Annotated in this window: 33 protein-coding genes and 3 tRNA genes; 10 read left to right on the top strand and 26 right to left on the bottom strand. The window is 65.5% G+C overall.

Annotation, left to right across the window (positions count from 1 at the left end; genetic code table 11):
• The first annotated feature begins 13 nt into the window (after window positions 1-13).
• Window positions 14-412, top strand: coding sequence for an ATP-binding protein (locus ACWW36_RS07750; protein WP_456140981.1), 399 nt, complete (start codon window positions 14-16; stop codon window positions 410-412).
• Here ACWW36_RS07750 and ACWW36_RS07755 read toward each other — a convergent pair.
• The 6 genes from ACWW36_RS07755 to ACWW36_RS07780 all read right to left on the bottom strand — a co-directional run bounded on the left by ACWW36_RS07755 (window position 409) and on the right by ACWW36_RS07780 (window position 4,858).
• On the bottom strand, window positions 409-846 hold the full coding sequence (locus ACWW36_RS07755; RefSeq protein ID WP_456140982.1) for a response regulator: 438 nt from the start codon (window positions 844-846) through the stop codon (window positions 409-411). The two genes, ACWW36_RS07750 and ACWW36_RS07755, sit on opposite strands and share 4 nt — an antisense overlap.
• On the bottom strand, window positions 843-2,363 hold the full coding sequence (locus ACWW36_RS07760; protein ID WP_456142406.1) for a sensor histidine kinase: 1,521 nt from the start codon (window positions 2,361-2,363) through the stop codon (window positions 843-845). The genes ACWW36_RS07755 and ACWW36_RS07760 overlap by 4 nt, the downstream gene beginning before the upstream one ends.
• A gap of 65 nt (window positions 2,364-2,428) precedes the next feature.
• Window positions 2,429-3,568: a PP2C family protein-serine/threonine phosphatase gene (locus ACWW36_RS07765; protein ID WP_456142407.1), complete on the bottom strand. Its 1,140-nt coding sequence runs from the start codon at window positions 3,566-3,568 to the stop codon at window positions 2,429-2,431.
• 196 nt (window positions 3,569-3,764) lie between these two features.
• Window positions 3,765-3,855 (bottom strand) — tRNA-Ser (locus ACWW36_RS07770).
• 29 nt (window positions 3,856-3,884) lie between these two features.
• Window positions 3,885-4,340 (bottom strand): nucleoside deaminase, encoded by a 456-nt coding sequence (locus tag ACWW36_RS07775; protein WP_456140983.1) that lies wholly within the window; start codon window positions 4,338-4,340, stop codon window positions 3,885-3,887.
• Entirely contained in the window at window positions 4,337-4,858 is a 522-nt protein-coding gene (locus tag ACWW36_RS07780) for a tRNA adenosine deaminase-associated protein (protein ID WP_456140984.1), read from the bottom strand. The genes ACWW36_RS07775 and ACWW36_RS07780 overlap by 4 nt, the downstream gene beginning before the upstream one ends.
• A gap of 94 nt (window positions 4,859-4,952) precedes the next feature.
• Here ACWW36_RS07780 and ACWW36_RS07785 point away from each other — a divergent pair, with 94 nt between their 5' ends.
• Window positions 4,953-5,912 carry a prephenate dehydrogenase gene (locus ACWW36_RS07785; protein WP_456140985.1) on the top strand — a complete coding sequence of 320 codons (960 nt, stop codon included), beginning with the start codon at window positions 4,953-4,955 and terminating at the stop codon, window positions 5,910-5,912.
• On the opposite strand, the gene ACWW36_RS07790 is transcribed toward ACWW36_RS07785, so the two are convergent.
• Window positions 5,875-6,492 (bottom strand): putative glycolipid-binding domain-containing protein, encoded by a 618-nt coding sequence (locus tag ACWW36_RS07790; RefSeq protein ID WP_456140986.1) that lies wholly within the window; start codon window positions 6,490-6,492, stop codon window positions 5,875-5,877. The two genes, ACWW36_RS07785 and ACWW36_RS07790, sit on opposite strands and share 38 nt — an antisense overlap.
• Before the next feature lie 209 nt (window positions 6,493-6,701).
• Here ACWW36_RS07790 and ACWW36_RS07795 point away from each other — a divergent pair, with 209 nt between their 5' ends.
• Window positions 6,702-7,022: a DUF732 domain-containing protein gene (locus ACWW36_RS07795; protein ID WP_456140987.1), complete on the top strand. Its 321-nt coding sequence runs from the start codon at window positions 6,702-6,704 to the stop codon at window positions 7,020-7,022.
• Here ACWW36_RS07795 and ACWW36_RS07800 read toward each other — a convergent pair.
• From ACWW36_RS07800 to ACWW36_RS07815, 4 genes are read right to left on the bottom strand one after another with little or no spacing between them, the layout of a single operon-like run.
• Window positions 7,007-7,774, bottom strand: a complete 768-nt coding sequence (locus ACWW36_RS07800) for an ABC transporter permease (RefSeq protein ID WP_456140988.1) — start codon at window positions 7,772-7,774, stop codon at window positions 7,007-7,009. The genes ACWW36_RS07795 and ACWW36_RS07800 overlap by 16 nt on opposite strands.
• Entirely contained in the window at window positions 7,771-8,442 is a 672-nt protein-coding gene (locus ACWW36_RS07805) for an ABC transporter permease (protein ID WP_456140989.1), read from the bottom strand. The genes ACWW36_RS07800 and ACWW36_RS07805 overlap by 4 nt, the downstream gene beginning before the upstream one ends.
• A 2-nt stretch (window positions 8,443-8,444) precedes the next feature.
• Window positions 8,445-9,575, bottom strand: a complete 1,131-nt coding sequence (locus tag ACWW36_RS07810) for an ABC transporter ATP-binding protein (protein ID WP_456140990.1) — start codon at window positions 9,573-9,575, stop codon at window positions 8,445-8,447.
• Between the two features lie 3 nt (window positions 9,576-9,578).
• Window positions 9,579-10,520, bottom strand: coding sequence for a glycine betaine ABC transporter substrate-binding protein (locus ACWW36_RS07815; RefSeq protein ID WP_456140991.1), 942 nt, complete (start codon window positions 10,518-10,520; stop codon window positions 9,579-9,581).
• A 129-nt stretch (window positions 10,521-10,649) separates the two neighbouring features.
• Between ACWW36_RS07815 and ACWW36_RS07820 the strand changes: the two genes are divergently transcribed.
• Window positions 10,650-11,024 carry a LapA family protein gene (locus tag ACWW36_RS07820; protein WP_456140992.1) on the top strand — a complete coding sequence of 125 codons (375 nt, stop codon included), beginning with the start codon at window positions 10,650-10,652 and terminating at the stop codon, window positions 11,022-11,024.
• Here ACWW36_RS07820 and ACWW36_RS07825 read toward each other — a convergent pair.
• The 3 genes from ACWW36_RS07825 to ACWW36_RS07835 are packed head-to-tail and all read right to left on the bottom strand — an operon-like array spanning window position 11,021 to window position 13,589.
• Entirely contained in the window at window positions 11,021-11,944 is a 924-nt protein-coding gene (locus tag ACWW36_RS07825) for an alpha/beta fold hydrolase (RefSeq protein WP_456140993.1), read from the bottom strand. The genes ACWW36_RS07820 and ACWW36_RS07825 overlap by 4 nt on opposite strands.
• A gap of 1 nt (window position 11,945) precedes the next feature.
• Window positions 11,946-12,971 (bottom strand): phosphotransferase family protein, encoded by a 1,026-nt coding sequence (locus ACWW36_RS07830; RefSeq protein ID WP_456140994.1) that lies wholly within the window; start codon window positions 12,969-12,971, stop codon window positions 11,946-11,948.
• Window positions 12,972-12,980: 9 nt separating this feature from the next.
• Entirely contained in the window at window positions 12,981-13,589 is a 609-nt protein-coding gene (locus ACWW36_RS07835; RefSeq protein ID WP_456140995.1) for a histidine phosphatase family protein, read from the bottom strand.
• A gap of 17 nt (window positions 13,590-13,606) precedes the next feature.
• Between ACWW36_RS07835 and ACWW36_RS07840 the strand changes: the two genes are divergently transcribed.
• On the top strand, window positions 13,607-14,368 hold the full coding sequence (locus ACWW36_RS07840; RefSeq protein ID WP_456140996.1) for an SDR family NAD(P)-dependent oxidoreductase: 762 nt from the start codon (window positions 13,607-13,609) through the stop codon (window positions 14,366-14,368).
• Between the two features lie 257 nt (window positions 14,369-14,625).
• Here the strand turns inward: ACWW36_RS07840 and ACWW36_RS07845 are convergent, their stop codons facing one another.
• Window positions 14,626-16,503: an alkyl/aryl-sulfatase gene (locus tag ACWW36_RS07845; RefSeq protein ID WP_456140997.1), complete on the bottom strand. Its 1,878-nt coding sequence runs from the start codon at window positions 16,501-16,503 to the stop codon at window positions 14,626-14,628.
• 49 nt (window positions 16,504-16,552) lie between these two features.
• Between ACWW36_RS07845 and ACWW36_RS07850 the strand changes: the two genes are divergently transcribed.
• Entirely contained in the window at window positions 16,553-17,104 is a 552-nt protein-coding gene (locus ACWW36_RS07850) for a cupin domain-containing protein (protein WP_456140998.1), read from the top strand.
• On the opposite strand, the gene ACWW36_RS07855 is transcribed toward ACWW36_RS07850, so the two are convergent.
• The 5 genes from ACWW36_RS07855 to ACWW36_RS07875 are packed head-to-tail and all read right to left on the bottom strand — an operon-like array spanning window position 17,101 to window position 19,844.
• Complete coding sequence (locus tag ACWW36_RS07855; RefSeq protein WP_456140999.1) at window positions 17,101-17,514, bottom strand: MmcQ/YjbR family DNA-binding protein; 414 nt, start codon at window positions 17,512-17,514, stop codon at window positions 17,101-17,103. The genes ACWW36_RS07850 and ACWW36_RS07855 overlap by 4 nt on opposite strands.
• Window positions 17,507-18,010 carry a metallophosphoesterase family protein gene (locus ACWW36_RS07860; protein ID WP_456141000.1) on the bottom strand — a complete coding sequence of 168 codons (504 nt, stop codon included), beginning with the start codon at window positions 18,008-18,010 and terminating at the stop codon, window positions 17,507-17,509. Before ACWW36_RS07860 ends, ACWW36_RS07855 begins: the two co-directional genes overlap by 8 nt.
• A 47-nt stretch (window positions 18,011-18,057) precedes the next feature.
• Complete coding sequence (locus tag ACWW36_RS07865) at window positions 18,058-18,738, bottom strand: Rieske (2Fe-2S) protein (protein WP_456141001.1); 681 nt, start codon at window positions 18,736-18,738, stop codon at window positions 18,058-18,060.
• Window positions 18,735-19,310: an RNA polymerase sigma factor gene (locus tag ACWW36_RS07870; protein ID WP_456142408.1), complete on the bottom strand. Its 576-nt coding sequence runs from the start codon at window positions 19,308-19,310 to the stop codon at window positions 18,735-18,737. The genes ACWW36_RS07865 and ACWW36_RS07870 overlap by 4 nt, the downstream gene beginning before the upstream one ends.
• Before the next feature lie 48 nt (window positions 19,311-19,358).
• Entirely contained in the window at window positions 19,359-19,844 is a 486-nt protein-coding gene (locus ACWW36_RS07875; protein ID WP_456141002.1) for a DoxX family protein, read from the bottom strand.
• A 164-nt stretch (window positions 19,845-20,008) separates the two neighbouring features.
• On the opposite strand from ACWW36_RS07875, the gene ACWW36_RS07880 reads away from it, so the two are divergent.
• The gene (locus tag ACWW36_RS07880; RefSeq protein WP_456141003.1) at window positions 20,009-20,587 is read left to right on the top strand and encodes a hypothetical protein; all 579 of its coding nucleotides are present in this window, start codon (window positions 20,009-20,011) and stop codon (window positions 20,585-20,587) included.
• Between the two features lie 92 nt (window positions 20,588-20,679).
• Here ACWW36_RS07880 and ACWW36_RS07885 read toward each other — a convergent pair whose 3' ends face one another.
• The 3 genes from ACWW36_RS07885 to ACWW36_RS07895 form a co-directional block, all read right to left on the bottom strand.
• Window positions 20,680-21,879 carry an IS481 family transposase gene (locus tag ACWW36_RS07885; protein ID WP_456138980.1) on the bottom strand — a complete coding sequence of 400 codons (1,200 nt, stop codon included), beginning with the start codon at window positions 21,877-21,879 and terminating at the stop codon, window positions 20,680-20,682.
• Between the two features lie 111 nt (window positions 21,880-21,990).
• Window positions 21,991-22,066, bottom strand: a tRNA-Arg gene (locus ACWW36_RS07890).
• Between the two features lie 36 nt (window positions 22,067-22,102).
• Window positions 22,103-22,191, bottom strand: a tRNA-Ser gene (locus ACWW36_RS07895).
• Window positions 22,192-22,277: 86 nt separating this feature from the next.
• Between ACWW36_RS07895 and ACWW36_RS07900 the strand changes: the two genes are divergently transcribed.
• On the top strand, window positions 22,278-23,339 hold the full coding sequence (locus tag ACWW36_RS07900; RefSeq protein ID WP_456141004.1) for a histidinol-phosphate transaminase: 1,062 nt from the start codon (window positions 22,278-22,280) through the stop codon (window positions 23,337-23,339).
• Here ACWW36_RS07900 and ACWW36_RS07905 read toward each other — a convergent pair.
• Window positions 23,336-23,917, bottom strand: coding sequence for a TIGR03086 family metal-binding protein (locus ACWW36_RS07905; protein ID WP_456141005.1), 582 nt, complete (start codon window positions 23,915-23,917; stop codon window positions 23,336-23,338). The genes ACWW36_RS07900 and ACWW36_RS07905 overlap by 4 nt on opposite strands.
• A gap of 41 nt (window positions 23,918-23,958) precedes the next feature.
• Here ACWW36_RS07905 and ACWW36_RS07910 point away from each other — a divergent pair, with 41 nt between their 5' ends.
• A complete protein-coding gene (locus ACWW36_RS07910) occupies window positions 23,959-24,402 on the top strand; it encodes a hypothetical protein (RefSeq protein WP_456141006.1) in 444 nt (147 codons plus the stop codon).
• 18 nt (window positions 24,403-24,420) lie between these two features.
• On the top strand, window positions 24,421-25,245 hold the full coding sequence (locus ACWW36_RS07915) for a crotonase/enoyl-CoA hydratase family protein (RefSeq protein ID WP_456141007.1): 825 nt from the start codon (window positions 24,421-24,423) through the stop codon (window positions 25,243-25,245).
• Here ACWW36_RS07915 and ACWW36_RS07920 read toward each other — a convergent pair.
• Together ACWW36_RS07920 and ACWW36_RS07925 are read right to left on the bottom strand one after the other, a co-directional pair.
• Window positions 25,232-26,140: an NAD-dependent epimerase/dehydratase family protein gene (locus ACWW36_RS07920; protein ID WP_456141008.1), complete on the bottom strand. Its 909-nt coding sequence runs from the start codon at window positions 26,138-26,140 to the stop codon at window positions 25,232-25,234. The genes ACWW36_RS07915 and ACWW36_RS07920 overlap by 14 nt on opposite strands.
• Window positions 26,140-26,547 (bottom strand): hypothetical protein, encoded by a 408-nt coding sequence (locus ACWW36_RS07925; RefSeq protein WP_456141009.1) that lies wholly within the window; start codon window positions 26,545-26,547, stop codon window positions 26,140-26,142. The genes ACWW36_RS07920 and ACWW36_RS07925 overlap by 1 nt, the downstream gene beginning before the upstream one ends.
• Between the last annotated feature and the right edge of the window lie 30 nt (window positions 26,548-26,577).

The following is a 26,577-nucleotide window of genomic DNA, read 5'->3' on the forward strand; positions in this document are numbered from 1 at the left end:
GTACAACGACGCCGTGGCCTCTTCGCAACCGTCCGGTGCTCTCCAGATCGAGATTCCGGCGACCGCGGACCGGCTGATCTACGTTCGTCGGCGACTCAGCCAATGGCTGCGGCCGTTCGGCCTGCACGAGTCCACGGCCCACGACATCGTGCTCGCGGTCGACGAGGCGTGCACCAACTCCATCGAGCACGCGTACTCCGGTGAGGCCGGAACGATACGAATTGACGCTGAACCCGCCAACGATCAGATCAAGGTGAAGGTCGCCGATTCCGGTGTGTGGCGGGAACCCGCGGAAAAACGGACGCGCGGCAGGGGTCTGCGAATCATGGAGGCGCTGAGCGAGCGCCTCGACCTCTTCACCTCGGAGTCCGGTACGACGGTGCAGATGTGCTTCGGGCTGACGGCCCCTTAGGGTTGCGGCAGCCGGACGACCTGAACGAAGAATTCGTCGATCTGGCGAACCGCGCTCATGAACTGATCCAGATCGACCGGCTTGGTGACGTAGGCGTTGGCGTGCAGTTGGTAGCTGCGCAGGATGTCCTCCTCCGCCGACGAAGTCGTCAGGACCACCACCGGGATATGGCTGAGGTCGGCGTCGGACTTGATCTTCTCCAGCAGCTGACGGCCGTCGTACTTCGGCAGGTTCAGGTCGAGAAGGATCAGGTCCGGCCGCGGGGCGTCTGAAAACGCGCCCCGCCGATACAGGAAGTCCAGCCCTTCCTCCCCGTCGTGGGCCACGTGGAGATTGTTCTTGATTTTGTTGTGCTCGAAGGCTTCTCGAGTGATGAGCTCGTCGCCAGGGTCGTCCTCGATGAGCAGGACGTCGATTGCGCGAACGGATGTCATGCAGGTGGTCCTTCCAGACTGGCCGCGAGCTCGTGCTCAACGGCGACGGGAATCGTGAAGCGGAATCGAGTTCCGCCGTCGTAAGAGGTGTCGATCCAGATGCTGCCGCCGTGGTGCTCGACGATCTTCTTGCAGAGCGCCAGGCCGATGCCCGTTCCGCCGTAGGTCTCGCGACCGTGTAGCCGCTGAAAGATCACGAACACCTTGTCCACGAACTCATCGTCGATGCCGATGCCGTTGTCAGACACCGTGAACAGCCATGGGCTGTCCGGTTCGTCGGAACGTCGCGCATATTCGACGACGACGCGTGGCGCGACATCGGGGCGACGGAATTTCACGGCGTTGCCGATCAGGTTCTGCCACAGCATCCTCAGCAGCGTCGGGTCACCTTTGATGTGCGGCAGCGGCTGCCCGGGAAGCACCACCAAGGCGCCGGATTCCTCGATTGCGGTCGCCAGGTTGCCGACGGCGTCGTCCAACACCGCGCCGAGATCCACGTCGGTGTCCGCAGCGTTGAGCCGGCCCACGCGAGAGAACGTCAGAAGGTCGTTGATCAGGACCTGCATGCGTTTGGCGCCGTCGACAGCGAAGCCGATGTATTCGACACCGCGCTCGTCGAGCTTGTCGGCGTAGCGCTTCTCGAGCAGCTGACAAAACGAGGCAACCTTGCGCAGCGGTTCCTGCAGATCATGAGACGCGACGTAGGCGAACTGCTCGAGTTCGGCGTTGGAACGCTGTAGTTCGAGGGCTTGGTCGGCCAACTGCGTCCTGGCCGACTGCGCATCGTCGAGTTCTTCCACGATGCGCTGACGCATGTCCTCGACGGCGGATGCGATGCCGCGGATGTCTTTGGGTCCCTGCGGAATGATCTTGTCGCCGAAGTTTCCTTCGGTGATCTTGCGGCAGGACGCGGCCAATGCGGCCAGTGGACGGGTGACCGCGTTCCTGACCACGAGCGCCAGCAGAACCGCCGCGACGAAAACCGTCGCCACCATCGCGGCCAGCGCTCTGTCGCGCCAGGCCCTCACCTCCTCGAGTCCGGCCCTGGCATCCTCGCGCGCCGCAGTCAGGTGCTGATTCTGCACATCGAACAGCCCGCGCAGCGCGTCGAATTGAGACTTACCGCGCACGGCCATGGCGTTGTCGGAAGTGCTTGGAGCGCCCGCGGTTACGCTGGCGATGACCGGCTCCGCATACGTCTTGCGCCAGTCGGCGGCGGCCCGTTCGACGGCGTCCAGGTCGTCGATCAGCTCGGAACGATTCCCGACGTGGGCTCGAATCTGTTGCGCTGCAGCGGCTTCGGCTTGTTGACCGTCGTAGTAGGGCTCCAGGAACTGTCGGTCCGCTGCGATCGCGTATCCGCGCACCGCCGTCTCCTGGTCACGAAGCGCGGCCTGCAGCTGGTATGCCGCCACCCTGGCGGGCTGAATCTGATCGGTCAATTCCCGTGACACCTTGTCGGTGCGGTTCATCAGCAGCGCACCGGCGATAGCGCCTGCGAGGACAACGACGCCCATGATGGACAGCACGAGCGTCTGCCAGCCCTGCACGGTGGGCTGCCATCGACGCCGGGGCTCCTGGCTCAACGCGTGGTCCGCTCGACTCGGACCACTGCGATGTCGTCGCTGATGCCGCCGACGGATTGCGCGCGTTTCTCCACCTCGTCGATCAGCGTGTTGACGAAATCCGGTCCGGGCAGCTTGGCATAGGACCGAGCGAGCTCCAGGAGGCCGTCCTCCCCGAGGCGTTCTTGACCCCGCCCGGAATGTCCCTCGAACAGGCCGTCGGTGAGCAGCACAAGCCCGTGCCCTTCGGGAAGTTCGAGCATGTTCGTCGGCCAGTTCTTGCCGTTCAAGCCGAGCGCAGGCCCGGCAGGCGGCTCGAGCCAGTCGACGGTGTCGGGACCGTGCAGCAGCATGCCGGGATGCCCGGCGCGGACGGCGGCGAAGCTGAGGCTGTCCGGGGACAGTGCGACGCTCAGCACGGTGGCGAAGATGCCCTTGCCTGGGCGTTCGGCGCTCAGGATGCGCTCGAGCTGGCTCATGCGTGCGTTTCCGCGCAGACCGGCGAACGTCAACGCCCGCCACCCGATGCGCAGCGCGACGCCCAAGGCCGCCTCGTCGGGGCCGTGGCCCGCGACGTCGCCGACCATGATGTGGACCGTTCGGTCCGGCGTCTGCACGAAGTCGTAGAAGTCGCCGCCGAGCACCGCGTGCCGCCTGCTCGGCCGGTACTGCGCGACGATCTCGACGCCGGGGTCGTCGAGCAGCAGGGGCGAGGGAAGCAAGCCGCGTTGGAGCCGGGCGTTCTCGGCGGCGCGCAGTTCGCTGGCGTGCAGGTCGACCGCGGTGAGCTCGGCACGCTTGCGCTCGATCGCATACAGCACGGCACGCCGCAACGTCTCGGGTTCGACGCGACCCTTGACGAGGAAGTCTTGGGCACCCGCGGCCACGGCGGACACACCGAAGTGCTCGTCGTTGTGACCGGTCAGCACGACGATCGGCATGGTGGGGTCACGCCTGGCGATCTGGTCTAGGGCCTTGATGCCCGACGCGTCGGGCAGGTTGAGGTCAAGCAGCACGCAGTCTGGCCTGTTGTCCGCCAGCTGCCGCTCGGCGGCCTGGATCGACTGGGCCCACACGACGTTGATTTCGCCGCCGGCATCGGCGATCAATTCCTCCACGAGTACCGCGTCGGCGCGGTCGTCCTCCACGAGCAGCACCGAAAACGGCTGCAGGTACTCGGAGTTCACCACTTCGTCAGCATTCAAGCCCGTCGGCTCCTGCCGTGAACGCATCAACAACCACGTCTTCCACGTCAGTCACCGTGGTCGCCATGACCGCTGCTTTAGTGACGATGCAGACAATAGTGGGCGCATCGGACCGAAGCCCACTCGACCGGGTAGGCGGAAGAAAATTTGGCGGTGGCGGAGGGATTTGAACCCTCGGACGGGGGTTACCCGTCACACGCTTTCGAGGCGTGCTCCTTAGGCCGCTCGGACACGCCACCGTGGGGCAGCTTACCGGGCGGCCGCCCCTCTACTCCAATCGCTGCCGCGCGAAGAATGCCTCGAGCGGCGCTGCGCATTCGGGTGCCAGCACGCCGCCGCGCACCTCGGGCCGGTGCGTCAGCCGCCGATCGCGCACCACATCCCACAACGATCCGACGGCTCCCGTCTTCGGCTCCCACGCCCCGAACACCAGCCGCGCCACCCGCGCCATCACCAGCGCCCCCGCGCACATCGTGCACGGCTCAACCGTCACCGCGATCGTCGTGCCTTCCAGGCGCCACCCGTCGCCGAGCGCGGCTGCCGCGGCCCGCATCGCCAGGATCTCGGCGTGCGCCGTCGGGTCGCCGAGTTCCTCTCGTCGGTTGGCGGCCCGCGCCAGTTCCGTTCCGTCGGCGCTGACAATCACCGCGCCGATCGGCACGTCATCCGGTCCGGCGGCACCGGCGGCCTCTATAGCGGCGCGGATCAGATCTTCGTCGGTCAACGACCCAAGCGATCGAGCACCGCAGACAGCTCGTCGGCGAAACCCATCTCCCGCGCGATCCTGCCCAGTTGTTCGTCGGCGTACAGGTCCGATTCGTCGAGAATCACGCCGAGCACGGCTTCGGGCAGACCCACGTCGGCCAGCAGGCCGAGGTCGCCCTCTTCGAACGGATCGGCCTCTTCGAGTTCTTCAGGGGAGATGTCGTTGTCGAGCTTCTCCAGCACCTCGGCGGCGATGTCGTAGTCCAGCGCCGCGGTCGCATCCGACAGCAGCAGCCGCGTGCCCGCCGGCGCAGGCCGCACGATCACAAAGAACTCGTCGTCGACGTCCAGCAGCCCGAAAACAGCGCCGGCACTTCGCAATTCGCGTAGTTCGGTTTCCGCGGCGGACAAGCTATTCAGAGCCGCTTTGCGCATCGCCGAGCAACGCCATTTGCCGTCCTCGCGGACGACGGCCACACCGAACCCGTCAGGCATATCGGCGACCTGGCCCTGCGCCGGTGCACTCTGTGCTCCCATGAGCGCTAACGGTAGTCCCCGACCATGACCTTGACTAGCAATCGACACCAAGCCTGACGTCGGGCGATATGTACGAATGTGCCAACCTTGAAGGGTGACAAACACACCAGTTTGTGTGGTGGGTCTGGGACTAATCGGGGGCTCCATAATGCGAGCGGCCAAGGCGGCCGGTCGTGAGGTTTTCGGCTACAACCGCTCCATCGACGCGGTCCAGGCGGCAAAGTTCGACGGCTTCGATGCCACGGAAAACATCGACGAAGCGTTGACCCGCGCCGCCGACAGCAACGCGCTGATCGTGCTGGCCGTGCCGGTGCCCGCGCTGCCGCTCATGCTCGGCCACATCCGCGACACTGCTCCTGATTGCCCGCTGACCGACGTGACCAGCGTCAAAGGCTGCGTCCTCGACGAAGTGCGGTCCTTCGGCCTGCTCGATCGATTCGTCGGCGGCCATCCCATGGCCGGTACCGCGCGATCCGGCTGGACGGCTGGCAACCCTCGGCTGTTCGTCGGCGCGCCGTGGGTGATCAGCGTCGACGAGCATGTCGACGCGGGTGTCTGGACGATGGTCATGAACCTGGCCCTTGACTGCGGCGCGGTCGTCGTCCCCGCCCGTTCCGACGAGCACGACGCCGCCGCGGCGACGATCTCGCACCTGCCGCACCTGCTTGCCGAGGCGCTGGCGATCACCGCGGGAGAGGTTCCGCTGGCCTTCGCGCTGGCGGCCGGATCGTTTCGCGACGGCACCCGCGTGGCGGCCACCGCACCGGATCTGGTCCGCGCGATGTGCGAGGCGAACGCCGACCAGCTGCTGCCCGTCCTCGAGCGCACATTGGGCCTGCTCAGCCATGCGCGGGACGCGCTCGCGGCCAAGAACCCGCTGACCGACCTGGTCGAACCTGGACACGCGGCGCGTGTGCGCTACGACAGTTTCAGCCGTCCGGAGATCGTCACGGTCGTGGTGGGCGCGGAGAACTGGCGCGACGAACTGGCGGCCGCCGGCCGTGCGGGCGGCGTGATCAGATCCGCGTTGCCAACCCTGGGTAATCGAGGATGAAGCCCTCGTCGTCGACCCTGATCGTGGTCTCGGCGGCCGGCGAGTGCAGTTTGATTCCGTCGGCTGCGCTGCTGTAGCTGATCACGGCCGGGTCGACCGACAGCTCGGGCAGGCGCACGTAGACCACCGGCACTGTGATTGATTCGCTGCGCTGGTAGAGCCCGGTGCGCCGGATGGGCAGCGCGTTGAAGAACGGGCTGAAGATCACGTCGACATCGAGTGCGCCGTCGTAGGCCGCGCGTTTGATCTCACCGGTGTGATGCTGAACCATCCACATGTTCTCCTCGTCCCGCGCTATGGACAGCTGGCGTTCCCGCTCAGCCAGCGTCACGGTCAAGGAGAGGCGTTTCGTCGCGCCGGCCTCGTCGGTCACGAGGTCATACGACGCGGAAAACGCGGGATGGGATTTCGTCGCGGCGGCGACGATTCTGCCGTATGCCTTGATGCGGTTGCCCGACAACTGCACCCGGACCGATTCCATTCGCGGAACATCGTGCGCGCGCCAGGTCAAGATCGCCGGCCACGCACCGTCGCGTGCGCCTGCGTCGTCCTTTACGTCAGAGCGGCCTGCTTCACTCACACTTCTACCGTAGGCGAAGGATCGCCGCGTTCGTAGCGTGGTTTCAAACTGCTTTGTCGAGGTTATGTGCTTCGGCAACTGAGCCTCTGCCCAGCAAAACCCTGCGCCACAAAATAGTGCGAACTACGACGGTGCCCACCCCATAGGCTGGACATGTGCCCCGGCGAACGTGCCGCGCGTTCGGAATCCGACAGGTAAGGAACTGATTGATGTCTCGGAGTATGCGATTCATCGGTGCCGGCCTCGCGACCGGAGCGCTGCTGCTAACCACCGCGGCGCCAGCCGAAGCGTGGCCCATACCGCTGACCCCCGACCAGACGCGATTCCTCAATGCGGCGCGTGGCAACTTCCCCGGCGACGACGACCAGCTACTCCTAGTTGGAGAGCAGATGTGCCACTTGCTCTACAGCGGCCAGCCTTCATCGGCCGTGATTGAGACGACGGCAGGCCAGTACGGTGCCAGCCCCGACCAGACCGCTGTTGTGCTGCGCGCCGCGCGCCGCACGCTGTGCACTCAAGCCCCGGGATAGCGAGCCGATTCCCCTTCGTGCGGCTGCCTCACGACTGCAGCGCGTGATTCCAGAACAACCTCGTCACCCAGCAACGGTTGAGGCATACGCCGCAGTCTCCCGGTGCCCGGCACGGACGTCCACACCGCGAAAGCCAGCGCCGCATCGAGGATCAACGCAAGCGCGGTGACCATCAACGCTCCGACCAAAGCGAGATAGAACTGGCGCACTTTGATGCCGTCGATCAGGTAGCGGCCCAGGCCGCCGAGACTCGCGTATGCCGCGACGGTCGCGGTAGCGACGATCTGCAGAGTCGCCGTCCGCAATCCGCCGAGGATCAGCGGCAGCGCGTTGGGCGTCTCGACGCGCAGAAGGATTCGCGTCTCGGTCATGCCCATCGAGCGGGCCGCGTCGACGACCGCAGGGTCCACATTCGCGATGCCTGCATAGGTTCCGGCCAGCAGTGGCGGGATGCCGAGCAACATCAACGCCACTGTCGGCGGAATCAAGCCCAGGCCCCACAGCAGTACCCCGAGCAAGAGCACGCCGAGGGTGGGCAGGGCGCGCAGCGCGTTCACACCGGTGACGACGAGGAACGTGCCGCGGCCGGTGTGCCCGATGATCATCCCGACCGGCACGGCGATCAGCACCGAGACGACGACCGCGATGAGGGTGTACTCCAGATGTTCGCCGATGCGCGCAGCCAGCCCGGCTGGTCCGCCCCAGTTGGCCGCGGTGAAGATGAAGGACAGCGCCTGTTGCAGAAAGTTCATGCCGCGACCGCCTTGGCCTTGACCCTGGTGGTGCGACTGGCGCGAGTCCATGGTGTGAGCAGTCGACCCGCCAGCATGATGAGTGTGTCGATGACGATCGCGAGCACGAAGATCGCGATGATGCCAGCGACGATCTGGTCGCTCTTGTCGGACTGGTAGCCCTCCGTGAACCAGGTGCCAAGGCCGCCGATGCCGATCACCGAACCCACTGCCACCATCGAGATGTTCGTGACGGCGACGACGCGAAGACTGGCGATGAGCACCGGAACCGCAAGCGGCAGTTCGACTTTCAGCATCCGGGTAGCCGGCTTGTAGCCCACCGCCGTCGCGGCGTCACGTACGGGTTCGGGTACCGCGTCGAGCGCTTCGGGCACCGCACGCACCAGTAGCGCCGTGGTGTACAGCGTCAGCGCGACGATGACGTTGGCCTCGTCGAGGATTCGCGTCGGGATGATCAACGGCAGCACGACGAACAACGCGAGCGATGGGATCGTGAAGATGATGCTGGCGGTGACGGTCGTGAGCCTGCGCAGTGTGGTGGTGCGTTGCACCAGCGCACCGAGCGGGACAGCGATCAGGAGTCCCAGCACAATCGGAACCAGCGACAGCCGAAGGTGAATCAGCGTCAGGGCCCACGCGTCGTCGAGGTTGTTCAGCAGATACCGCACGCTCAGCCTTTGTCCGCCGCACCGAGTTTCGGCAGCGCTTCGGGCCGCTGCTCGTTCAACGCCGCCAGCACGTCGTCGGCAAGCACACCGCCGACCGGCAGGCCGTCGCCGTCGACCGCTACGCCAAACCCCGACGGTGACGACAAGGCCGAGTCGAGTGCCTGTCGCAGCGAATCGTCGGGATGGAACAGCGACCCGCCTCCAAAGGTGCTGTCGTACAACGCACTTCCCTTGCGGTGCAACTCCACACCCTCGGCGTTGATCCACCCGAAGGGCGTGCCGTCCGGCTTCTTCACCAGCACCCAGTCGCCGGGGCCCAGCGACAGAGCGTCGATCTCCCCCTCGGTGACGCTGCGGATCTCATGCAGCGGAAGACCGGTCGCATGCCGCCACTGCAGTCCACGGTATCCGCGGTCGGCCCCGATGAAACCGGCGACGAAGTCGCTTGCCGGATTCGCGAGTAGCCGAAACGGTTCGTCGTACTGCTGGAGCGTCCCGCCGCGACCGAACACGGCGACCTTCTCGCCGAGCTTGAGCGCCTCGTCGATGTCGTGTGTGACGAAGACGATCGTCTTGCGCAATTCATTTTGCAGCCGCAGGATTTCGGTCTGCAGCTCCTCACGAACCACCGGATCCACCGCGCTGAACGGCTCGTCCATCAACAGGATCGGCGGGTCTGCGGCCAGCGCCCGCGCGACGCCGACGCGCTGTTGTTGTCCACCCGATAGTTGTGCGGGATAGCGGTTCGCCAGCTGCGGGTCCAGCCCGACGCGCTCCAGCACCTCGAGCGCGGTCTTGCGGGCGGCCCGCCGCGATTCCCCTTTGAGCACTGGAACCGTCGCGACGTTGTCGACGACCCGTTGATGCGGCATCAGCCCGGCACTTTGGATCACATAGCCGATGCCGAGCCGCAACTTGACCGGATCGACCTTGGTGACGTCGTCACCGTTGACCGTCAACGTGCCCGAGGTGGGTTCGATCATCCGGTTGATCATCCGCATCGAGGTGGTCTTGCCGCAGCCCGACGGGCCGACGAATACCGCCAGCGTGCCGTCGGGCACCTCGAGGGTGAGGTTGTCGACGGCGACGGTGCCGTCGGGGTACTGCTTGGTCACGCCGTCAAAGGTGATCATCCGCTACCCCTGTATAGGCTTGTCAAAGCCATTGTCCTGTACCCATTTTCGCGCTGCGTCATCCGCGTTGACGCCGGCATTGCCGGACACCGCCGAATTCAACTCGATGAGGGCTTCGGTCGTCAGCTTGGCCGATACGGCGTCGAGCACCGTCTTGAGTTGATCGGATTTCTTCTGCGAGCTGACAAGTGGGACGACGTTGGCCGCAAGGAAATTGTTCTTCGGATCCTCGAGCACCACGAGCTTGTTCTGCGGTATGGCGGGCGAGGTGGAGAAGATGTCGGCCGCCGTCACGGTGCCGTCGACCAGCGCGCGCACCGTCGCGGGCCCGCCTCCGTCGCTGATCGCGACGAAGTTGTTCGGCGAAATGTCGAGGCCGTAGTTCTTCTTCAGCCCGGGTAAACCCTCGGTGCGGTTCAAGAATTCCGACGGCGCACCGAACTTCACCTCCGGTGAATGCGCCGCGAGGTCGCCGATGGTCTTGAGGTTCCACTTCTGCGCGGTGTCCTGGCTGACCGCGACGGTGTCCTTGTCCTCGGCTGGTGACGGCGTGAGGATCGACAAGTCGCCCGGCAGTGCGCGCAACAGGGCAAGTTCGACGGCGTCCGGGCTGGTGGCCTTTGTCTTCGGGTCGAAGTACTGCAACAGGTTGCCGGTGTACTCCGGAATCAGGTCGATGGAATGGTCCCTGACGGCGGGGATGTAGGTTTCGCGGCTGCCGATGCCGAACTGGCGACCCACGGTGAAACCGTTGGCTTCCAACGCCTGTGCGTAGATTTCGGCGATGATCTTGGACTCGGGGAAGTCGGCCGAGCCTACGACGACCGACTTGAGGTCGCCGGAGACTGACCCGCCGCCAAGTGGGTTGGAGCTACCGCACGCTGCGGTTATCAGCGCAAGGACGGTCGCCAGGATCGCCAGACTTGACCTACGTGTGCTCGACATACCAAATGTCCTCTCGGCGCACTAGCTCCCCGCGACCCTATCGAGATGCCGGGGATGTCGCCGCACTTTGACTCTCCGTGAGCACGACGGTGGTTTCAATCGATGCCCGAACGGGCAAAGATGGACATCATGACCAGCGATCCCGCGCAGCAGCCGCCGCGGACCCCATCACCGGCCGCCTCGCGCGGAACACCGCCCGATCCGACCGCCACCCCGGGTGAGTACCTGACCTCGCCTCAGTCAGCGGTGAAGTTCACCCGCGCGGCCGCGTTGTGGTCGGCGCTCATTGCCGGATTCGTGATCCTGATCCTGCTGCTGGTGTTCATCCTGCAGAACACGGATTCGGCCACCGTCCACTTCTTCGGCTGGGACTGGAATCTGCCAGTGGGCGTGGGAATTCTGCTCGCCGCGGTATGCGGCGGCTTGCTGACGGTCGCGGTCGGCACCGCGCGGATCATCCAGTTGCGCCGCGCGGCCAAGAAGAATCTGAAGGCCGGTCTCTAGCCGGCGCTACGTATTTCCGCCGCGATCACGTCGGGGTGGGTGTACGGAATCATGTGGTTGCCGTCGACGGTTATCAGCCGGGTCTGCGGCAGCTTGTCCGCCAACCGGCGGGCGTGGTCGATCGCGACGAGCTGGTCGCCGAGCGCCCCGACGATCACCGACGGCACATGGATCTCGGGCACGTTGTCGTCGACCCAGCGCATGGTGTCGTCGAACTGCAGTTCGTCGGATGCATAGGCGGCGAGGTTGCCGGGCGTCATCGTGACCGACAGCAGCCGTTGCTTGTAGGCCGGGTTCACCGGCGCCGGTTCGAAAGCGTGGCCCGCGGCAGGAATGGCCGAGACGCGTTTGATCAGATTGCCCGCGGTGACGTCGATGAGGGTCTTGATCACCGGCAGTTGGCTGAACTCGATGTAGTGAGCCTGCAGCCGATCCGGCGCCTTCGACTGCAAGCCGCCAGCTGCGGGCGCGACGAGGACCATGTTGGCCACGTCGTGTGGATAGCGGCGGGCGAGCCCTAGCGCGACGGCGCCGCCGAACGAATGCCCGACCACGATCGCCGGCGACACCTTCAGCCGAGTGAGCAGTTCGTGGACCGCGTCGATCTGCTCCTGAAACGGCAGCCAGCCGCCCTTCGACCAGCCGTACCCCGGCCGGTCGATGGCGATCACGCGGCGGCCCTGCAGTTGCCGGACGACAGGCTCGAAATCAAGGTGTGTGCCTGGCAGGCCGTGGATCATCACCACGGGCACCCCCTGCCCGGGTTGGTCGGAGTAGTGAATCTCCTTGCCGTGCAAGCTGATATACGTACCGTCCGCAGGCGGCATCGCGGGCAGTTTCGCCGCGGTCAGGTTCACCGCCGTGACGACGACGAGCATCGCCACCAACGACCAGACACCGACGCGCAGGAACCGGCGCATCTCAGTTCAGTACCTTGAGCCCCTCGGCGATCAACGGGCCCACCGCTTGGTCCACCGCGTCGGTGTCCTCGGCGACGCCTCCACCCATTCGCGCCCGAAACGCGATGCCTGCCGCGATGATCGCCACCTTGAAGTAGCCGAGCGCCATATAAAAGTCCCAGTTGTCCAGCGGCTGCTCTGCCGCCAGCGAATAGCGGTTCGCGAGGTCGTCGACCTCAGGTATCAGCGGCGACGCCCAAGCCGAACTTGCGTGGATCATGTTGAACATCGGATGGCGGTACACGCACATCAGCGCGGCATCGCTGAGCGGATCACCGAGCGTGGACATCTCCCAGTCCAGCACGGCGACCACCTTGGTGGCGTCCTGCGAATCCAGAATCGTGTTGTCGATGCGGTAGTCGCCGTGGACGATCGAGCTCCGGCTCTGCGGCGGAATCGCTTCTGCCAGAGCCGAATGCAGCCGCTTCACGTCGGCGTCCGACGGATCGTCTTCCCGCCGAACGAGTTCCCACTGCCCGCCCCAGCGGCGCACCTGCCGTTCGAGATAACCGGTGGGCTTGCCGAAATCACCGAGCCCCACGGCATCGGGGTCGACGGCGTGCAGATCGGCGAGCACGCGGATCAACGCGTCGACGCAATCGCTGATGACGGCCTTGTCTCCGAGCTTCTCGAGCTCGTCGTCGTAGCGCACGACGCGTCCCGCCACGTGCTCCACCATCTGGAACGGTGCACCGAGGACCGAGTCGTCGTTGCGCATAGTGACGGCGCGTGCCACCGGCACCGGGGTGTCGTGAAGCGCGGCCACCACCTTGTACTCGCGCGCCATGTCGTGCGCCGACGGGGTCAGCCCGTGTAGCGGCGGGCGCCGCAGCACCCATTTCGACTCGTCGTCGTAGACGAGGAACGTCAGGTTCGACCGGCCACCGGCGATGAGCTCGGCTCGCAGCTCACCGCTGCGCGGAATACCGATCGCCCGAAGGTGGCCATCGAGGGCCTCGAGGTCAAGCCCTTCCAGCGAGGTGGTCACTGGACTTGTCTACCATCGCGCGTTTCGCGGAAGCAGATCCCATACGTGTTCGGTGCCGTTGACGGCCGCCACGTACAGATTGCCCTCGCGTGACGACAGCAGCCGGGTGACGCCGGCGTAGTCGACGTTGACGCACAGCACCTTCTCGGTGCGCAGGATGGTGTGAAGCAGCCCGTTGATCACCCCGCCGTGGGTGAACACCGCGACGGTGTCGTCGTGGTCGCCGTCTGTTACGAGGTCGATGATTCCCTGGTTGATCCGGTTGAGGAATGCGGCTTCGTCGACAGTGCTCGGCAGGTGTCCGCTGGCCAGGCGCGCAAGCTCCTCGGGGAACTCGGCGGCGATCTGCTCGATCGGGATGTAGTGCTCCATGTCCCGGTCGTACTCGGCCAGCCGGTCTTCGATGTCGATGCTCAGCCCCAGGGCGTCGGCCACAGGTTGCGCCGTTTGTATCGACCGCCGCTGCGGGCTGCTGACCAGCCGGGTGATCGGGAAGCGCGCCAGCGCGTCGGGCAGCCTCTTGGCCTGCTCGATGCCTTCCTCGGACAGGTCAGGGTCAGAGCCCTGCCCAGGTTCGCTGCGCAGTGGTAGCGCGTGCCGGATGAGTAGCAATTGCACCGTGCAACCATATGGCCATGGGCTACGCAGACGAACTCTTCGATCTCGCCGACCGGGTCGTGCTGGTCACCGGCGGCAGCCGGGGGCTGGGCCGAGAGATGGCCTTCGCCGCGGCCAAGTGCGGCGCCGATGTCATCATCGCGAGCCGCAAGTACGACGCGTGTGTGGCCACTGCCGAGGAGATCGCGGCCGCGACGGGCCGCGCCGCGTTCCCCTACGAGGTGCACGTCGGGCGGTGGGATCAGCTCGACGGGTTGGTTGACGCGGCGTATGAGCGGTTCGGCAAGGTCGACGTGTTGATCAACAACGCGGGCATGTCGCCGCTGTACGAATCGCTGGGTTCGGTCACCGAGAAGCTGTTCGACGCCGTGATCAATCTCAATTTGAAGGGCCCGTTCCGGCTGTCGGCACTGGTGGGTGAGCGGATGGTCGCCGACGGCGGCGGGTCGATCATCAACATCAGCTCGACCGGATCGATCCGCCCGCGGCCGGAGGAGCTGCCGTACTCGGCCGCCAAGGCGGGGCTGAACGCGTTGACCGAAGGGCTGGCGCTGGCCCTGGGGCCGACAGTGCGGGTGAACACACTGATGCCCGGTCCGTTTCTCACCGACATCAGCAACGCGTGGGACATCGAGACCACGACCAAAGGTGCGCAACGCTTCGCTTTGAAGCGACTCGGCAACCCGCCCGAGATCATCGGCGCCGCTTTGTACTTGGCCTCCGACGCGTCGAGCTACACCAGCGGATCGATCATCCGGGTCGACGGAGGGATCCCGTAGATCCGGTGGACCTACTGTGCCCGCCTTGCAGCGACTTGTGAGCGACAAATAGGCAGCGTCTGAATCCTGTCGCTGAGCTGTCGCTCAGGGGCGGGCACCGAACAGTAGCGGTCGAAGAGCAGCCCCGCCCGGCGCCACCGGGTAGTAGTTCTGTGTGTGCCCGGCTAGCGGCGACAAAGTCGTCAGTGGCGACAATGTCGCCCGGAGGCGGGCAAAAAGAGCACCAAGGATCAGGCGACGCCGGAGTGGTGTTGCTGCTAGGGCGTGACGATGTTGAAGTTCGGGTCGGGCCGGTCAAGCACGCCGAGCAGCTTCTGCAACGCGTCGCTGTCTCCGCTGACTTCCAATCCCGGTGACGCGAAATCGCCTGCGGCAACAAGCAACAGCCGCATCTTGTTGGCCAGCTTCACCGTCGCGTTGGCCGTGCTTTCGTCGGCAGGCACCTTGCGGTACACCAGCACGCCGTTGCGCAGCGCCAGCCGGTAGTTGGTGCCGGCATCGAGGAATGTCAGATCGATCGCGACGTCGAGGTCCCAAGCCTCGGGACCGTTGACGCTGATGGCCAGGGTGTCGAACATCTGCTCCGGCGTCAGCTGGCCAAGCAGCGTCGGCGATGTCGCCTGCGTCGCGGTGCCGAAGTTGCCATCCCGCAATTCCATTGCGCCGGAAAGAAAGAAGTTGCGCCACGTCGCGTTCTCCGCCCCGTATGCGAGTTGCTCCAGGGTTTCGGCATACAGGTCCCTGGCACCTGTATGACTTTCGTCCGCGAACATCGCATGGTCGAGTAGCGTTGCTGCCCAACGGAAGTCACCCTGATCGAAGGCAGCGCGGGCGACCTCGACCACCCGGTCGATTCCACCGATCGCGTCGACGTAGCGGGTCGCCAGGGCCGCAGGGGGATGCGCCCACAGCCGGCCGGGGTTGCCGTCGAACCACCCCATGTAACGCTGGTAGACGGCCTTGACATTGTGGTTCACCGAACCGTAGTAGCCGTGCGCATGCCACGCCTTCTCCAGCGCAGGAGGCAACCGGAATTGCTCGGCGATCTCGATGCCGGTGTGGCCCTGGTTGAGTAGCCGCAGCGTCTGGTCGTGCAGATACGCGTACAGGTCCCGTTGCAACGACAGGAATTCGACGATCCGCTCGCGTCCCCACGTCGGCCAATGATGCGACGCGAACACCACGTCCGTCTTGTCCGCGAACCTGTCGATCGCCTCGGTGAGATAGCCCGACCACACGTGCGGGTCACGCACCAGCGCGCCGCGCAGCGTCAACAGGTTGTGCAGATTGTGGGTTGCGTTCTCGGCCATGCACAGCGCCCGATACCGCGGAAAGTAGAAGTGCATCTCGGCGGGCGCCTCGGTGCCAGGGGCCATCTGGAATTCGATCTCGACCCCGTCGATCGTGTGCGTTTCACCGGTCTCGCGCACGTCGACCGTCGGCACGATCATGGCCACCTCGCCGGTGGACGTCCGCTGCCCGAGGCCGCAGCCGACCTGACCTTGCGGTCCGATCGGCAGCAGCGTGCCGTACATGTAGGTCGCTCGCCGCGTCATCGCGGTGCCTGCGTACACGTTCTCCTGCACGGCATGCGCCACGAAACCCTCGGGCGCCAGCACGGCGACCTTGCCCGCGTCGACGTCGGCCTGCGACGTGACGCCGAGGACACCGCCGAAGTGGTCGACGTGGCTGTGGGTGTAGATCACGGCGACCACCGGCCGATCGCCACGGTGCTCCCGATACAGCTGCAGCGCGGCCGCGGCGACCTCAGTGGAGATCAGCGGGTCGATGACGATCACGCCGGTGTCGCCTTCGATGAAGCTGATGTTGGACAAGTCGAACCCGCGGACCTGGTAGACGCCCTCGACCACCTCGTAGAGCCCTTGCTTGGCGGCCAGCGTCGACTGCCGCCACAGGCTGGGATGCACCGATGCCGGCGCCTCGCCTGACAAGAATGAGTACACGTCGTTGTCCCACACGATCCGGCCGTCGGCGGCCTTGATGACGCACGGTTGTTGGGCCGCAATGAAACCGCGGTCGGTGTCGTCGAAATCGGTCGTGTCGCCGAACGGCAGGTTCTTCAGATGCTCGCGGTTCGCGGACTCGATGACAGCAGTCGGCGGTTTCTGATCCATGCACCTGACATTGCCACGCGAACATGGCCGCCGATGGTTGACTGACCGAATGAATGTGCGCCGCGTGGTAACCGGACACGACGCGTCCGGCAAGTCCGTGTTCGTCAGCGACGAGGCCGTCGAGCCAGCCCGCCCGGTTTCGATGCCGGCCGCCGAGTTTCACCTGCTGTGGGGTGGCGACAAGACACCGCAGTTTCCCGATGACGGGTCGATGCCCGACTGGCACACCTACTTTCCGCCCATCGGCGGCTTCCGTTTCGGCATGTTCACCGTCCCGCCAGGAATCGTCGGCGAGCCCGGGCAGGCCTCGGTGAGCGCCGAGGAGGCGATGGCCGACATCGAGGCCAAGCTGCCCGGCCTCATGAGCTACGTCGACCCATCCGATCCCGGCATGCACACCACCGACACCATCGACTTCGAAGTGGTGCTCGAAGGCACCGTCGTGCTGGAGCTCGACGACGGCGCGAAGGTCACGCTGCACCCGGGCGACACCGTGGTGCAGAACGGCACGCGGCACCGGTGGACGAACCCCGGAGATACGCCGGCCAAGTTGGCGCTGTTCATCTGCGGCGCGTCACACGCCAAGGTGCCGCCGAGTTAGACGTCCCGTTCGGCGAGCCAACGCTCGGCCCGACGCTTCGACGCCCGCGACAGCCAGGCGTCCTGGATCAGCTCGGTCAGCTCGACCCTGCCGATCTTGGGTAAATCCTTGGCGCGCACCAGAACCGACAGATGGCCGTCGAACCTATCAGTGGTGAAGAACGGCGAGGCCGGATCCTGTATCAGCGAGAGTTTGTCGGCTTCGGACTCCACCCAGATCATGATCACGTCGGCGTAGCGCTCGCCGGTTTCAGGATCGGCGGCGTCGGGCTGCGGCGTGCGGAAGAACACGAACGACTTGCCACCCACCTGGTAGATCGGGTTGCCCTTGGGCCCCTCGATCCGCGTGACGTGCGGCATCGACGACGCGATCTCATGCACGTCGGCGACACGGGCGGCGCGGTCAGGCACGTCGGTCCAGGTTGTGCAGCACGACGTCCGACAACGCCGCATTGTCGACGGTCGCGGTCATGTACGTGCAGAACGGTTGCCTGCGGCGGTCGGTCGGCGAGCCCGGATTGAGCAGCCGCAGACCGGTTTTCGCGGTGGTGTCCCACGGAATGTGGCTGTGGCCGAACACCAGCACGTCCGTGTCGGGATACTCCTTGGCCATGCGCGCCTCGCGACCCGTGGCCGCACCGGTTTCGTGCACGACGGTGAAGCGCAGCCCGTCGAGCGTCGCGTCGGCGCGTTCGGGCAGCCGCCGCCGAAGTTCGGCGCCGTCGTTGTTGCCCCAGCACGCCACGATTCGCCTGGCCCTCGCCTCCAGGGCGTCGAGGAGAGAGGGCTCGACCCAGTCGCCGGCATGCAGAACCACGTCGGCGTTGGACACCTCCTGCCAGACGCGCGTCGGCAGATCTTTGGCGCGTTTGGGAACGTGAGTATCGGCGATCAGCAGCAGCCGCACGGCCCCAATCTAGCGGCGCGGCGCCGACACCCGCCGCGGTGCTAGGGCTACGCCGGTTCGGTCGGCGCGTACACCTCGATCACGCCGTTGACTTCGCGCACCTGAAACTTCGGCAGCGGTGGAGGCGCGACAGGCAACTGATGGGTGACGGTACTGCCCTCCAGCGAGAACGATGTCGAGTGGCACGGGCAGCGCAGCCGGCTCTCCGGCGCGTCCAGCCAGAGCTTGCAGCCCTGGTGGGTGCACACACCCGAGACCGCCTCGAGCTGGGTGTCGGTGCGGTGCACGAACCCGTTGACGGAACCGAGGTCGAACGCCAACGCGCCGCCGTCAGGGAGGTCGACGCTCGCGCCGACGGCCCGCCACGTGCCTGCGTTGGGTTTGAGCTCGGCCTGGGTGGCTGGCGTCGCCTGCTGAGTCACGGTCGGAGCGAGCAGGTTGCGGCCGACCACGATGCCGGTCGCTGCCGAAGCGGCGGCCAGCCCCGTTCCGATCACGACCCTGCGACGAGTTCCACCCTGAGCGGGTGCCTCTTCCACCTCGCCGGCCAGCCGGCGGTGCAGATCGGTCACGAACCCCTCACTCGGTGAATCGCTGCCCAACCGCGCGGCACGCAACTCGATGGCGGCCTTCATCTGCTGGGCCTCGAAGTCGTCCGGGCGCGCATGCTGAGTGCGTTGCCCGCGCAACAGGCCCTCGACGAAGCGCCGCACGGTTCTGTTGCTCACGACGTCGCCTCCTCACCCGACTGTGCTGCCATCCGCAGCGCGCGATACTGCAACACCTTGGCGTTCGCCACGCTCACACCCATTTGGCTCGCGGCTTCCCGCACCGAAAAGGCCTGCAGGAAGCGCAGTTCCAGGATTCGGCGATAGTTGTCCGGCAGTCGATGCAGTAGCCGGCGCACTTTGTCGGGAGCATCGCTGGCGACGGCCTCCGGTTCGATGACTTCCGGCACGTCCTCCTCGATCGATGTCACCTGGCGCCCCATGCGGTCACCCCAGTAGGAGGCGAGAACGGTGCGGGCGGTCATCCGAAGATACTTGCGCACCTCGGGCACGGTCGCCGAAACCCGCAGCGGTCGCAGCGCCGTCATGAACACTTCCGCGGTCAGGTCTTCGGCGTCGGGCTGATTGCCGACCTTGGAGTACATCAACCGGTAGACCCAGGTGACGTTGTCGCGGTATATCGCCTCCCAGTCCGGATACGCCGCGCCCGTCACCGATTGCAGGCCCCCCTTCGAGCGCGACGTCGGCGCCTGGTCGGGTCGAGGACGGCGCACATCATTTTCGCGTGCGATCACTCGCCACCTTCCCCGAATCGACCTTGAGAATTGCTGTGCTTGTGCCTAGACAGCCGCGCTGGTTACACGGGGTGCGGTTTCGGAGTGGTTCATTCGGGCGTCGAGGGACCACACCCCAGCGCCGACAACCAAGAGGAAGACGCTTCCGCACAGCATCGCCACCTCGAGACGGCCTTCATGGAAGAAGTCCCAGAAACCGCCCTCTTTCGGGTACAGCGGGGCATTCCCCCAAAGGAGCGGCACCTTGGTGATCATGAGCGCTCCGAGCATGTCGACGATCATCGGCAGGGTCGCCAGCCTGGTGAACAACCCGGCCAGGATCAACACCCCGCAGCCGATCTCGAAGACACCGTCGAGGTAGGCGAATAACGTCCCGGCGGGGATACCGGCCTTGTTGAACCGGCCCGGGCCCAATTCGTCGGGGCGCAGGAATTTCAGCACGCCTTCGCCGGCGAAGATCAGCCCGACGTAGAGCCGGATGAGGACCACCGCGCTCGATGCGCGCGTGGCGGTCGATTGGATAAGCGTCATGCCATGAGATAGGGCGTGGGGTTACACGTGGGCGTGACAGCTGAGCGATGGCAGCGCACATCAGCGAACAAGAGATGTTCACCCTGTCTCTAAATACATGCGCGTGATATGTGATAAATAGCGGAACTGCGACGTTGCTGTGCAAATGCTGTGATAGTTGGCGCATGTGGTGTAAACGATTCCTGTGCTGCGTCGTTGCGATGGCAGTGTTCGCGGGGGCATCTATATCGGTGGGATCGGCCACGGCATCCGCCATCACAGGGCAACAGATTTTCGCGGCGGCGAAGCAGATCGTGCCTGCGTTGGCCAGGCGGCTCGGTTTGGCCGAAGGTCGCGTCGAATCGCTGTTCGTTTCGCAGGCGACGAAGCTGACACCAGTGAGCGATGAAGTCGCCCTGACGAGATTTCAATCCGAGTGGGCGGGCTTTGAACCGCGAGTTCCGGCGGCTACGGAGTTGGTGGAAAGACCGCCAAGCCTGCCGGGCTTCTACAAACATGCAGCAAAGATCGTGTGCGGCACCGCAGCGCAACTGGTGGATCCGTTCTCCGATTCTGACGACGAATCCGTCTGGGTGACCGCGATCGGTCAGGCCAGGGATCACATCGAGCAGGAATATCCGGTCGGAAAAGCACTCGCCATCTACAAAGACCTCAACACCATCGGCGAGGGATTTCTCAACGGCTGCTACTGCGCTGCCTTCGCTAAGCTCGCGCTCTTCGTCGCCACGACGAAGTACTGCTGACCGCGCTGGCCGGGAATGCTGGCGCGCCTGTTGAGCTTCGGTTGATTCTTGACGGATCTACTGCGGTTGATCCTTGACACTCGTTGTTGTGTTTAGGGTCCGGTGCGGGTGCGTAGGGCCCGTTTGTTTCTTACCTCGCCGTTGCTGTTGCGGGCGGCGGTCTTGACCAATACGTCGCCGATGTAGAAGCGCAGCAGTGCACCGTCGACGTGGACGTCGCAGCGCGAACCGGCGTAGTGGCGGCCCAGGCTGACCTGCTGCCAGGACACGCTCACCACCCCATTGCTGGTGACCCGCCGACTCACCCAGTCCGAACCGGTGCGCTCAGCGCTGAGTCCCTGCTCGGCCGGCAGCGCGACCGCCGGATCCGCAGCGACGGTCTCAAAGGTGAACCGCGAGTTCGGAGTCGCCATCTGCAGAGCCTGGTGCGGGCGGGTGGTGTTGTAAAAGATCACCCACTCATCCAAGGCTTGCTGGGCCACCTTCAAGTTCGCGAAAGGCTCTCTGTCGCTGAGGAATTCCGCGCGCAGGCTGCGGTGAAACCGCTCAATCTTGCCGGTCGTGGTCGGACTGCGGGGCTGGGTCAACAGATGGTCGATGCCGTGTTCGCGGCAGATCGCCTCGAAGAGCACCTCGACCGGCGGATGATTGAACCGGCCGGTGAACACCTTGCCGTTATCGGTCAGGATCTGCACCGGCGCACCATAGGTACCCAGCGCTGCGCGCAACCCATCGCAGACCGCGCGAGTGCGCTCACGAGCCATCAACTTCGCGCACACGCACAGCCGGGAGTGGTCATCGATGCCGGTGAGGGCTTTGGCGCTGGTGCCATCGGCCAGCGCAAACCCGCCGACCACATCCATCTGCCACAACTCCATCGGCGCGCCGCGTTCCCAGCGTTTCCACTTGCGCGAGCGCCGATCACGCAGATGCGGATCGATCATCTGCGCACGCACCAACGCCCGATAGGCCGCCGACTCCGAGGGCACCGGCCTAACACCGCGCCTAGACAGTTCGAACACCAACCGCCGCGGCCCCCAATACGGCCGCGAACGCCGCAGCTCCAACAGCGCCGCCTCCACCTGGGCGGGCATTTGATGCGGACATGACCCCGGTCGATGCGACCGATCGATCAGCCCCTGCAGACCCTCGGCCTCATAGCGGGCCAACCAGGAGTGCAGCGTCTGGCGCGACACCCCTACCTTCGATGCGACCTGCGAAATCGACAATCCGTCACTGATCACCGCCAACACGGCCTGATACCGCTGCTCGGCCACGCTCAACTCCCTCATTCCGGGAGTGTCAAGGATCAACCGAAGCAACTGTCAAGCATCAGCCGAAACACCGTCAGGCATCAACCGAAGACGAAACGTCCAGCATCAACCGAGGTAATACAGGAATGCTGGCGCGCCCGAAGGGATTCGAACCCCTAACCTTCTGATCCGTAGTCAGATGCTCTATCCGTTGAGCTACGGGCGCATGTGTTCAGTTGTGTGGCTGACGGATCAGCCGCGGCGGAGGCGAGAGGATTTGAACCTCCGGTCGCCTTTGAGGGCGACAACTCATTAGCAGTGAGCCCCATTCGGCCGCTCTGGCACGCCTCCTCCGGCGTTTTACCGCCGATCCGACAGCGTACACATCCGCTATGGCGCGAGGCAAAGCGCAGGTGGGCGCACCATAAACTGATCGGGTGACCGCCCGCCTTCGCCCCGAATTGGCCGATCTGCCCGCCTACACGCCGGGCAAGACGGTGCCGGGGGCGATCAAGATCGCGAGCAACGAGACCGTCGATGGTCCGCTGCCGAGCGTGCGTGCCGCGATCGAACGCGCCACGGACAACATCAACCGATATCCCGACAACGGCTACGTCGAACTCAAGGACCATCTCGCCAAGCACATCGACAACGGGGCTTTTGCGCCCGAACACATCTCCGTCGGCTGCGGCTCGGTGAGCCTGTGCCAGCAGCTGATCCAGATCACGTCGACGGTCGGCGACGAGGTGCTGTTCGGCTGGCGCAGCTTCGAGATCTACCCGCTGCAGGTCCGCACCGCCGGAGCCACGCCCGTGCAGGTCCCGCTGACCGACTACACCTACGACCTCGACGCGATGCTCGCGGCGATCACGGAGCGCACCCGGCTGATCTTCGTGTGCAACCCGAACAACCCCACCAGCACCGTCGTCGACCCGGACAAGCTGGCCCGGTTCGTCGAGGCCGTCCCGCCCGACATCCTGATCGCGCTCGACGAGGCCTACGTCGAGTACATCCGCGACGGCCTACTGCCCGACAGCTTCGAGCTGGTCCGCAAGCACAGCAATGTCGTTGTGCTGCGGACGTTTTCGAAGGCCTACGGCCTTGCCGGCCTGCGGATCGGCTACGCCGTCGCAGACCCGGACATCATCACCGCTCTCGGCAAGGTGTACGTGCCGTTCACCGCGACCAGCGTCTCCCAAGCGGCGGCCATCGCGTCACTGGATGCCGCCGACGAACTGCTGGCCCGCACTGACGCCGTCGTCGCCGAGCGGGCCCGCGTCACCGCCGCCCTGCGGGATGCCGGCTACACCGTCCCGCCGTCACAGGCCAACTTCGTCTGGCTGCCGATGCCCGGACGCGCCCAGGAATTCGCGAACGACTCCGCCAACAACCGGATCATCGTCCGGCCTTACGGCGACGACGGCGTGCGCGTCACCGTAGCCGCTCCGCACGAGAACGACGCGTTCCTCGAGTTCGCCCGACGCTGGAAACGCGACTAGCTCGGTTTGCGCCCGGTGTAGGCGACGAGCCGCTCCAGCGCGCCCGCATCTGCTGCGACGTCGATCGGGTCGTCGAACCCGACGGCGGTACGGCCCTGCGGCGTGATGATGGTGTGTGCCAGCCCGAGCACGTAGTCGGACAACGAGTCCGGTGCGGTGACGTCGTGTCCGGTCGCCTTCGCGTAATCCCAAGCGTGGACGAGGAATTCGATCGACAGAATGCCCGCGATGATCTTGGCCGGCGCTTCGTTCGTGCCCGCCGTGACGGTGCCGTCCAGGCCACGCTGATGCCATGCATCCAGCGCAGGCCGCGCCGCGAGGATGACTTGCCGCTCCACGGAGTCGCTCCGGTCGCGCTCGGGGAACTCCGCACCTGCGGCACCCCCGATGACGGTGATGGAGTTCATCAGATGATTGGTGAGCCCGGCCACGTCGAACTCGCGGCACGGCGTCTGCTTTGATTCGTCGTCTTTGGCGATGCCGTGCAGGACATGTTGAAGGACGGCGAGCGTCGCCTCAGCGCTTTCGAGTTCGTCGGTCGGCGGGGAATCGGGTCCTGGGCGCAAGTCGTCGGACATGCTGCTCACGCTACGACGCGCTTGCGCATATCGTTCACGATGTGAAGACGAATGTGCGGATTACAGCCGCCGCTGCGCTGTTTCTGGTGGGCTTGGCGACCGGCTGCGAGCGCACGACAACCGGCACCGTCGCGATGACGACGCAGCCCGGGCCGCCGATCACATCGTCACCGCGCATACCGACCACGACGATGCCGGGACTGCCGGGTATCCCGATACCGGAGATTCCGTTACCCGGCTTCCCCAAGAACACCAATGTTCCGGTGGTACCGGCCCCGCCCAATGCGCAGACCATGACCTGCAAGGAGTTCAGCGGGCTCGACGAGGCCACCCGCCTGGCGGTCATTCGCGCGATCCTGGCCAACAAGAACAACCCGCTCGGCCCGAACGGCGAGGGCATCGGACAGATGCTCGCAGAGGCCGCATGCCAGTTCCTTCCGAATGCGACCGTCAGCGAGGTGCTGATGGGATCCCCGCCGAGGTGACTGGCTAGCCTTCTGGTCATGGGCGATGCATACGAATCCGTCACCGTGGACATCGAGGGCCACGTCGCACGCGTGACACTGGTCGGTCCCGGCAAGGGCAACGCGATGGGACCGGCCTTCTGGGCGGAGATGCCCGAGGTGTTCGCCCAGCTCGACGCCGACCATGACGTCCGCGCGATTGTGCTTACCGGTTCTGGACGCAACTTCAGCTACGGACTGGACCTGCCTGCGATGGGCGGGGCGCTGGTCGGCGTGTTGACCGACGGGTCGTCGGCCCGTCCTCGCGCGGACTTTCACCAGACGATCCTGCGGATGCAGGGCGCGATCAACGCGGTCGCGGACTGCCGCACACCGACGATCGCCTCGGTGCACGGCTGGTGCATCGGCGGCGGCGTGGACCTGATCTCGGCGGTCGACATCCGCTACGCCAGCGCCGACGCCAAGTTCTCGGTGCGTGAGGTCAAGCTCGCGATGGTCGCCGACGTGGGCAGCCTCGCGCGGCTGCCGCTGATCCTGAACGACGGGCACCTGCGCGAACTGGCGTTGACGGGCAAGGACATCGACGCCGTGCGCGCCGAGAAGATCGGTCTGGTCAACGACGTCTACGCGGACCCGAAGTCCTCACTGGCGGCGGCGCATCAGACCGCCGCGGAGATCGCGGCCAACCCGCCGCTGACCGTCAGCGGCGTCAAAGATGTGCTGGATCAGCAGCGCATCGCCCGCGTTTCGGAGAGCCTGCGCTATGTGGCGGCCTGGAACGCGGCTTTCCTGCCGTCGAAGGATCTGACTGAGGGCATCAGCGCGACGTTCGAGAAGCGGGCGCCGAACTTCATCGGGGAATAGGCGTCCAGCCGAGCTCGGCCTTGGCCTTCGCGTTGGACAGCGGAAGCCAGGTATCGCCGAAAGCGATCGCGCCGTATGGGGCGATCAAGCCGAACAACCTGCGGGGGAACGGCAGCGGGCGCGGCCGGTGCAGGCTCGCGGCGAGTTGACGGATGTAGTCGCCGAACGACTGCGGCCGGTCGTCGACGATGTTGTAGATCTGCCCGCCGCGGCCACGCTCAACCGCGTCGGCCGTCGCCTTCGCCACGTCCTCGATATGAATCCACGAGACGATCCCGTTGCCGGTTATCGCGGGCATCGCCCACCACTTCACGAGGCGGGCGAACATCTCGTCGTGCGGGACACCTGGCCCGTAGAAAGCGCCGTAGCGCAACACGATTCCCTCGGTGTCACTGCTTTCACCTGACCGCAGGACCGTCTGTTCCATGTCGCGCAACGCGGCAAGCATCGCCTCGCCGCCGGGTGGTGGCGGCCCGGGATACGGGTCTGTCTCGTCCATGAGCGCGGGCCCCGTCGACGGGTAGCCGTAGGCGAAGATGACCGATTCCGCGACGACCCTGCGTACGCCCGCGCGCTGTGCGGCCGCGACCAGATTCGGCGCACCCCGGCCCCAGAGTGCGCGCGCCGGATCAAAGTCCTTGATGCGCATGGGTCCCCGCTTCGGCAGGGTGGTCAGCAGGCTGACCACCACCTCGGGTTCGATGTCGGCGACGACGGCGTTGATCTGCGCGGCGTCGAAGACGTCGGCCACCACCGGTTTCGCGCCGGCCTGCTCGATCTGCGGCGTCTTCGACGACTGCCGGGTGAGGCCGACGACGTCATGACCGCGGTCGTTCAGTTCCCGCAGCAGCGGCAGTCCTGGCACGCTCGTCGCGCCTGCGACCAGGATCCGCATCAGTTCTTCTCCCCAATGATGCTGGAGCGCAAAGCAATTGCAAGGATAACGGTGGTCACCACCAAACCCCCGGCCTCGAGCCAGCCGATGGACTCCCCCGCCGCGTGGTGCGGGTCGACGATGTGGCTGAGCGCGTGCAGCCCCCAGTGCAATGTGGCGAAAGCGAGGGCAGGGACCCGCCACGACGGCCACCGCACCGCGGCCAGCATCATCAGGCCGAGCGGAAACTCGAACGAGGCGTTGTCGAAGATGTAGTGGTCGTTGCGTGTCCCGAAGTTGCCGATCGTTTCGAAGAACGTTCCCGGCGCGACCAACATGAACAGCCCGAGGAGCACCGAATACACCCCGAACACGATCAGGGTCACCTCGACGTAGCGGGCTCTTGCACGTGTGGGTGTGGTCGTCATATCTTCACGCTAGATTCTCAATGGCCTCAG

Source organism: Mycobacterium sp. MMS18-G62 (genome assembly GCF_053877835.1).

Bases quoted from the DNA above. Each gene is read 5' to 3' on its own strand.
- ACWW36_RS07755 (WP_456140982.1), bottom strand. From the start codon at position 846: ATGACATCCGTTCGCGCAATCGACGTCCTGCTCATCGAGGACGACCCT.
- ACWW36_RS07760 (WP_456142406.1), bottom strand. From the start codon at position 2,363: ATGGGCGTCGTTGTCCTCGCAGGCGCTATCGCCGGTGCGCTGCTGATG.
- ACWW36_RS07780 (WP_456140984.1), bottom strand. From the start codon at position 4,858: ATGGGAGCACAGAGTGCACCGGCGCAGGGCCAGGTCGCCGATATGCCT.
- ACWW36_RS07795 (WP_456140987.1), top strand. From the start codon at position 6,702: ATGTCTCGGAGTATGCGATTCATCGGTGCCGGCCTCGCGACCGGAGCG.
- ACWW36_RS07800 (WP_456140988.1), bottom strand. From the start codon at position 7,774: ATGAACTTTCTGCAACAGGCGCTGTCCTTCATCTTCACCGCGGCCAAC.
- ACWW36_RS07810 (WP_456140990.1), bottom strand. From the start codon at position 9,575: ATGATCACCTTTGACGGCGTGACCAAGCAGTACCCCGACGGCACCGTC.
- ACWW36_RS07815 (WP_456140991.1), bottom strand. From the start codon at position 10,520: ATGTCGAGCACACGTAGGTCAAGTCTGGCGATCCTGGCGACCGTCCTT.
- ACWW36_RS07820 (WP_456140992.1), top strand. From the start codon at position 10,650: ATGACCAGCGATCCCGCGCAGCAGCCGCCGCGGACCCCATCACCGGCC.
- ACWW36_RS07825 (WP_456140993.1), bottom strand. From the start codon at position 11,944: ATGCGCCGGTTCCTGCGCGTCGGTGTCTGGTCGTTGGTGGCGATGCTC.
- ACWW36_RS07840 (WP_456140996.1), top strand. From the start codon at position 13,607: ATGGGCTACGCAGACGAACTCTTCGATCTCGCCGACCGGGTCGTGCTG.
- ACWW36_RS07845 (WP_456140997.1), bottom strand. From the start codon at position 16,503: ATGGATCAGAAACCGCCGACTGCTGTCATCGAGTCCGCGAACCGCGAG.
- ACWW36_RS07850 (WP_456140998.1), top strand. From the start codon at position 16,553: ATGAATGTGCGCCGCGTGGTAACCGGACACGACGCGTCCGGCAAGTCC.
- ACWW36_RS07875 (WP_456141002.1), bottom strand. From the start codon at position 19,844: ATGACGCTTATCCAATCGACCGCCACGCGCGCATCGAGCGCGGTGGTC.
- ACWW36_RS07880 (WP_456141003.1), top strand. From the start codon at position 20,009: ATGTGGTGTAAACGATTCCTGTGCTGCGTCGTTGCGATGGCAGTGTTC.
- ACWW36_RS07885 (WP_456138980.1), bottom strand. From the start codon at position 21,879: ATGAGGGAGTTGAGCGTGGCCGAGCAGCGGTATCAGGCCGTGTTGGCG.
- ACWW36_RS07905 (WP_456141005.1), bottom strand. From the start codon at position 23,917: ATGTCCGACGACTTGCGCCCAGGACCCGATTCCCCGCCGACCGACGAA.
- ACWW36_RS07915 (WP_456141007.1), top strand. From the start codon at position 24,421: ATGGGCGATGCATACGAATCCGTCACCGTGGACATCGAGGGCCACGTC.
- ACWW36_RS07920 (WP_456141008.1), bottom strand. From the start codon at position 26,140: ATGCGGATCCTGGTCGCAGGCGCGACGAGCGTGCCAGGACTGCCGCTG.
- ACWW36_RS07925 (WP_456141009.1), bottom strand. From the start codon at position 26,547: ATGACGACCACACCCACACGTGCAAGAGCCCGCTACGTCGAGGTGACC.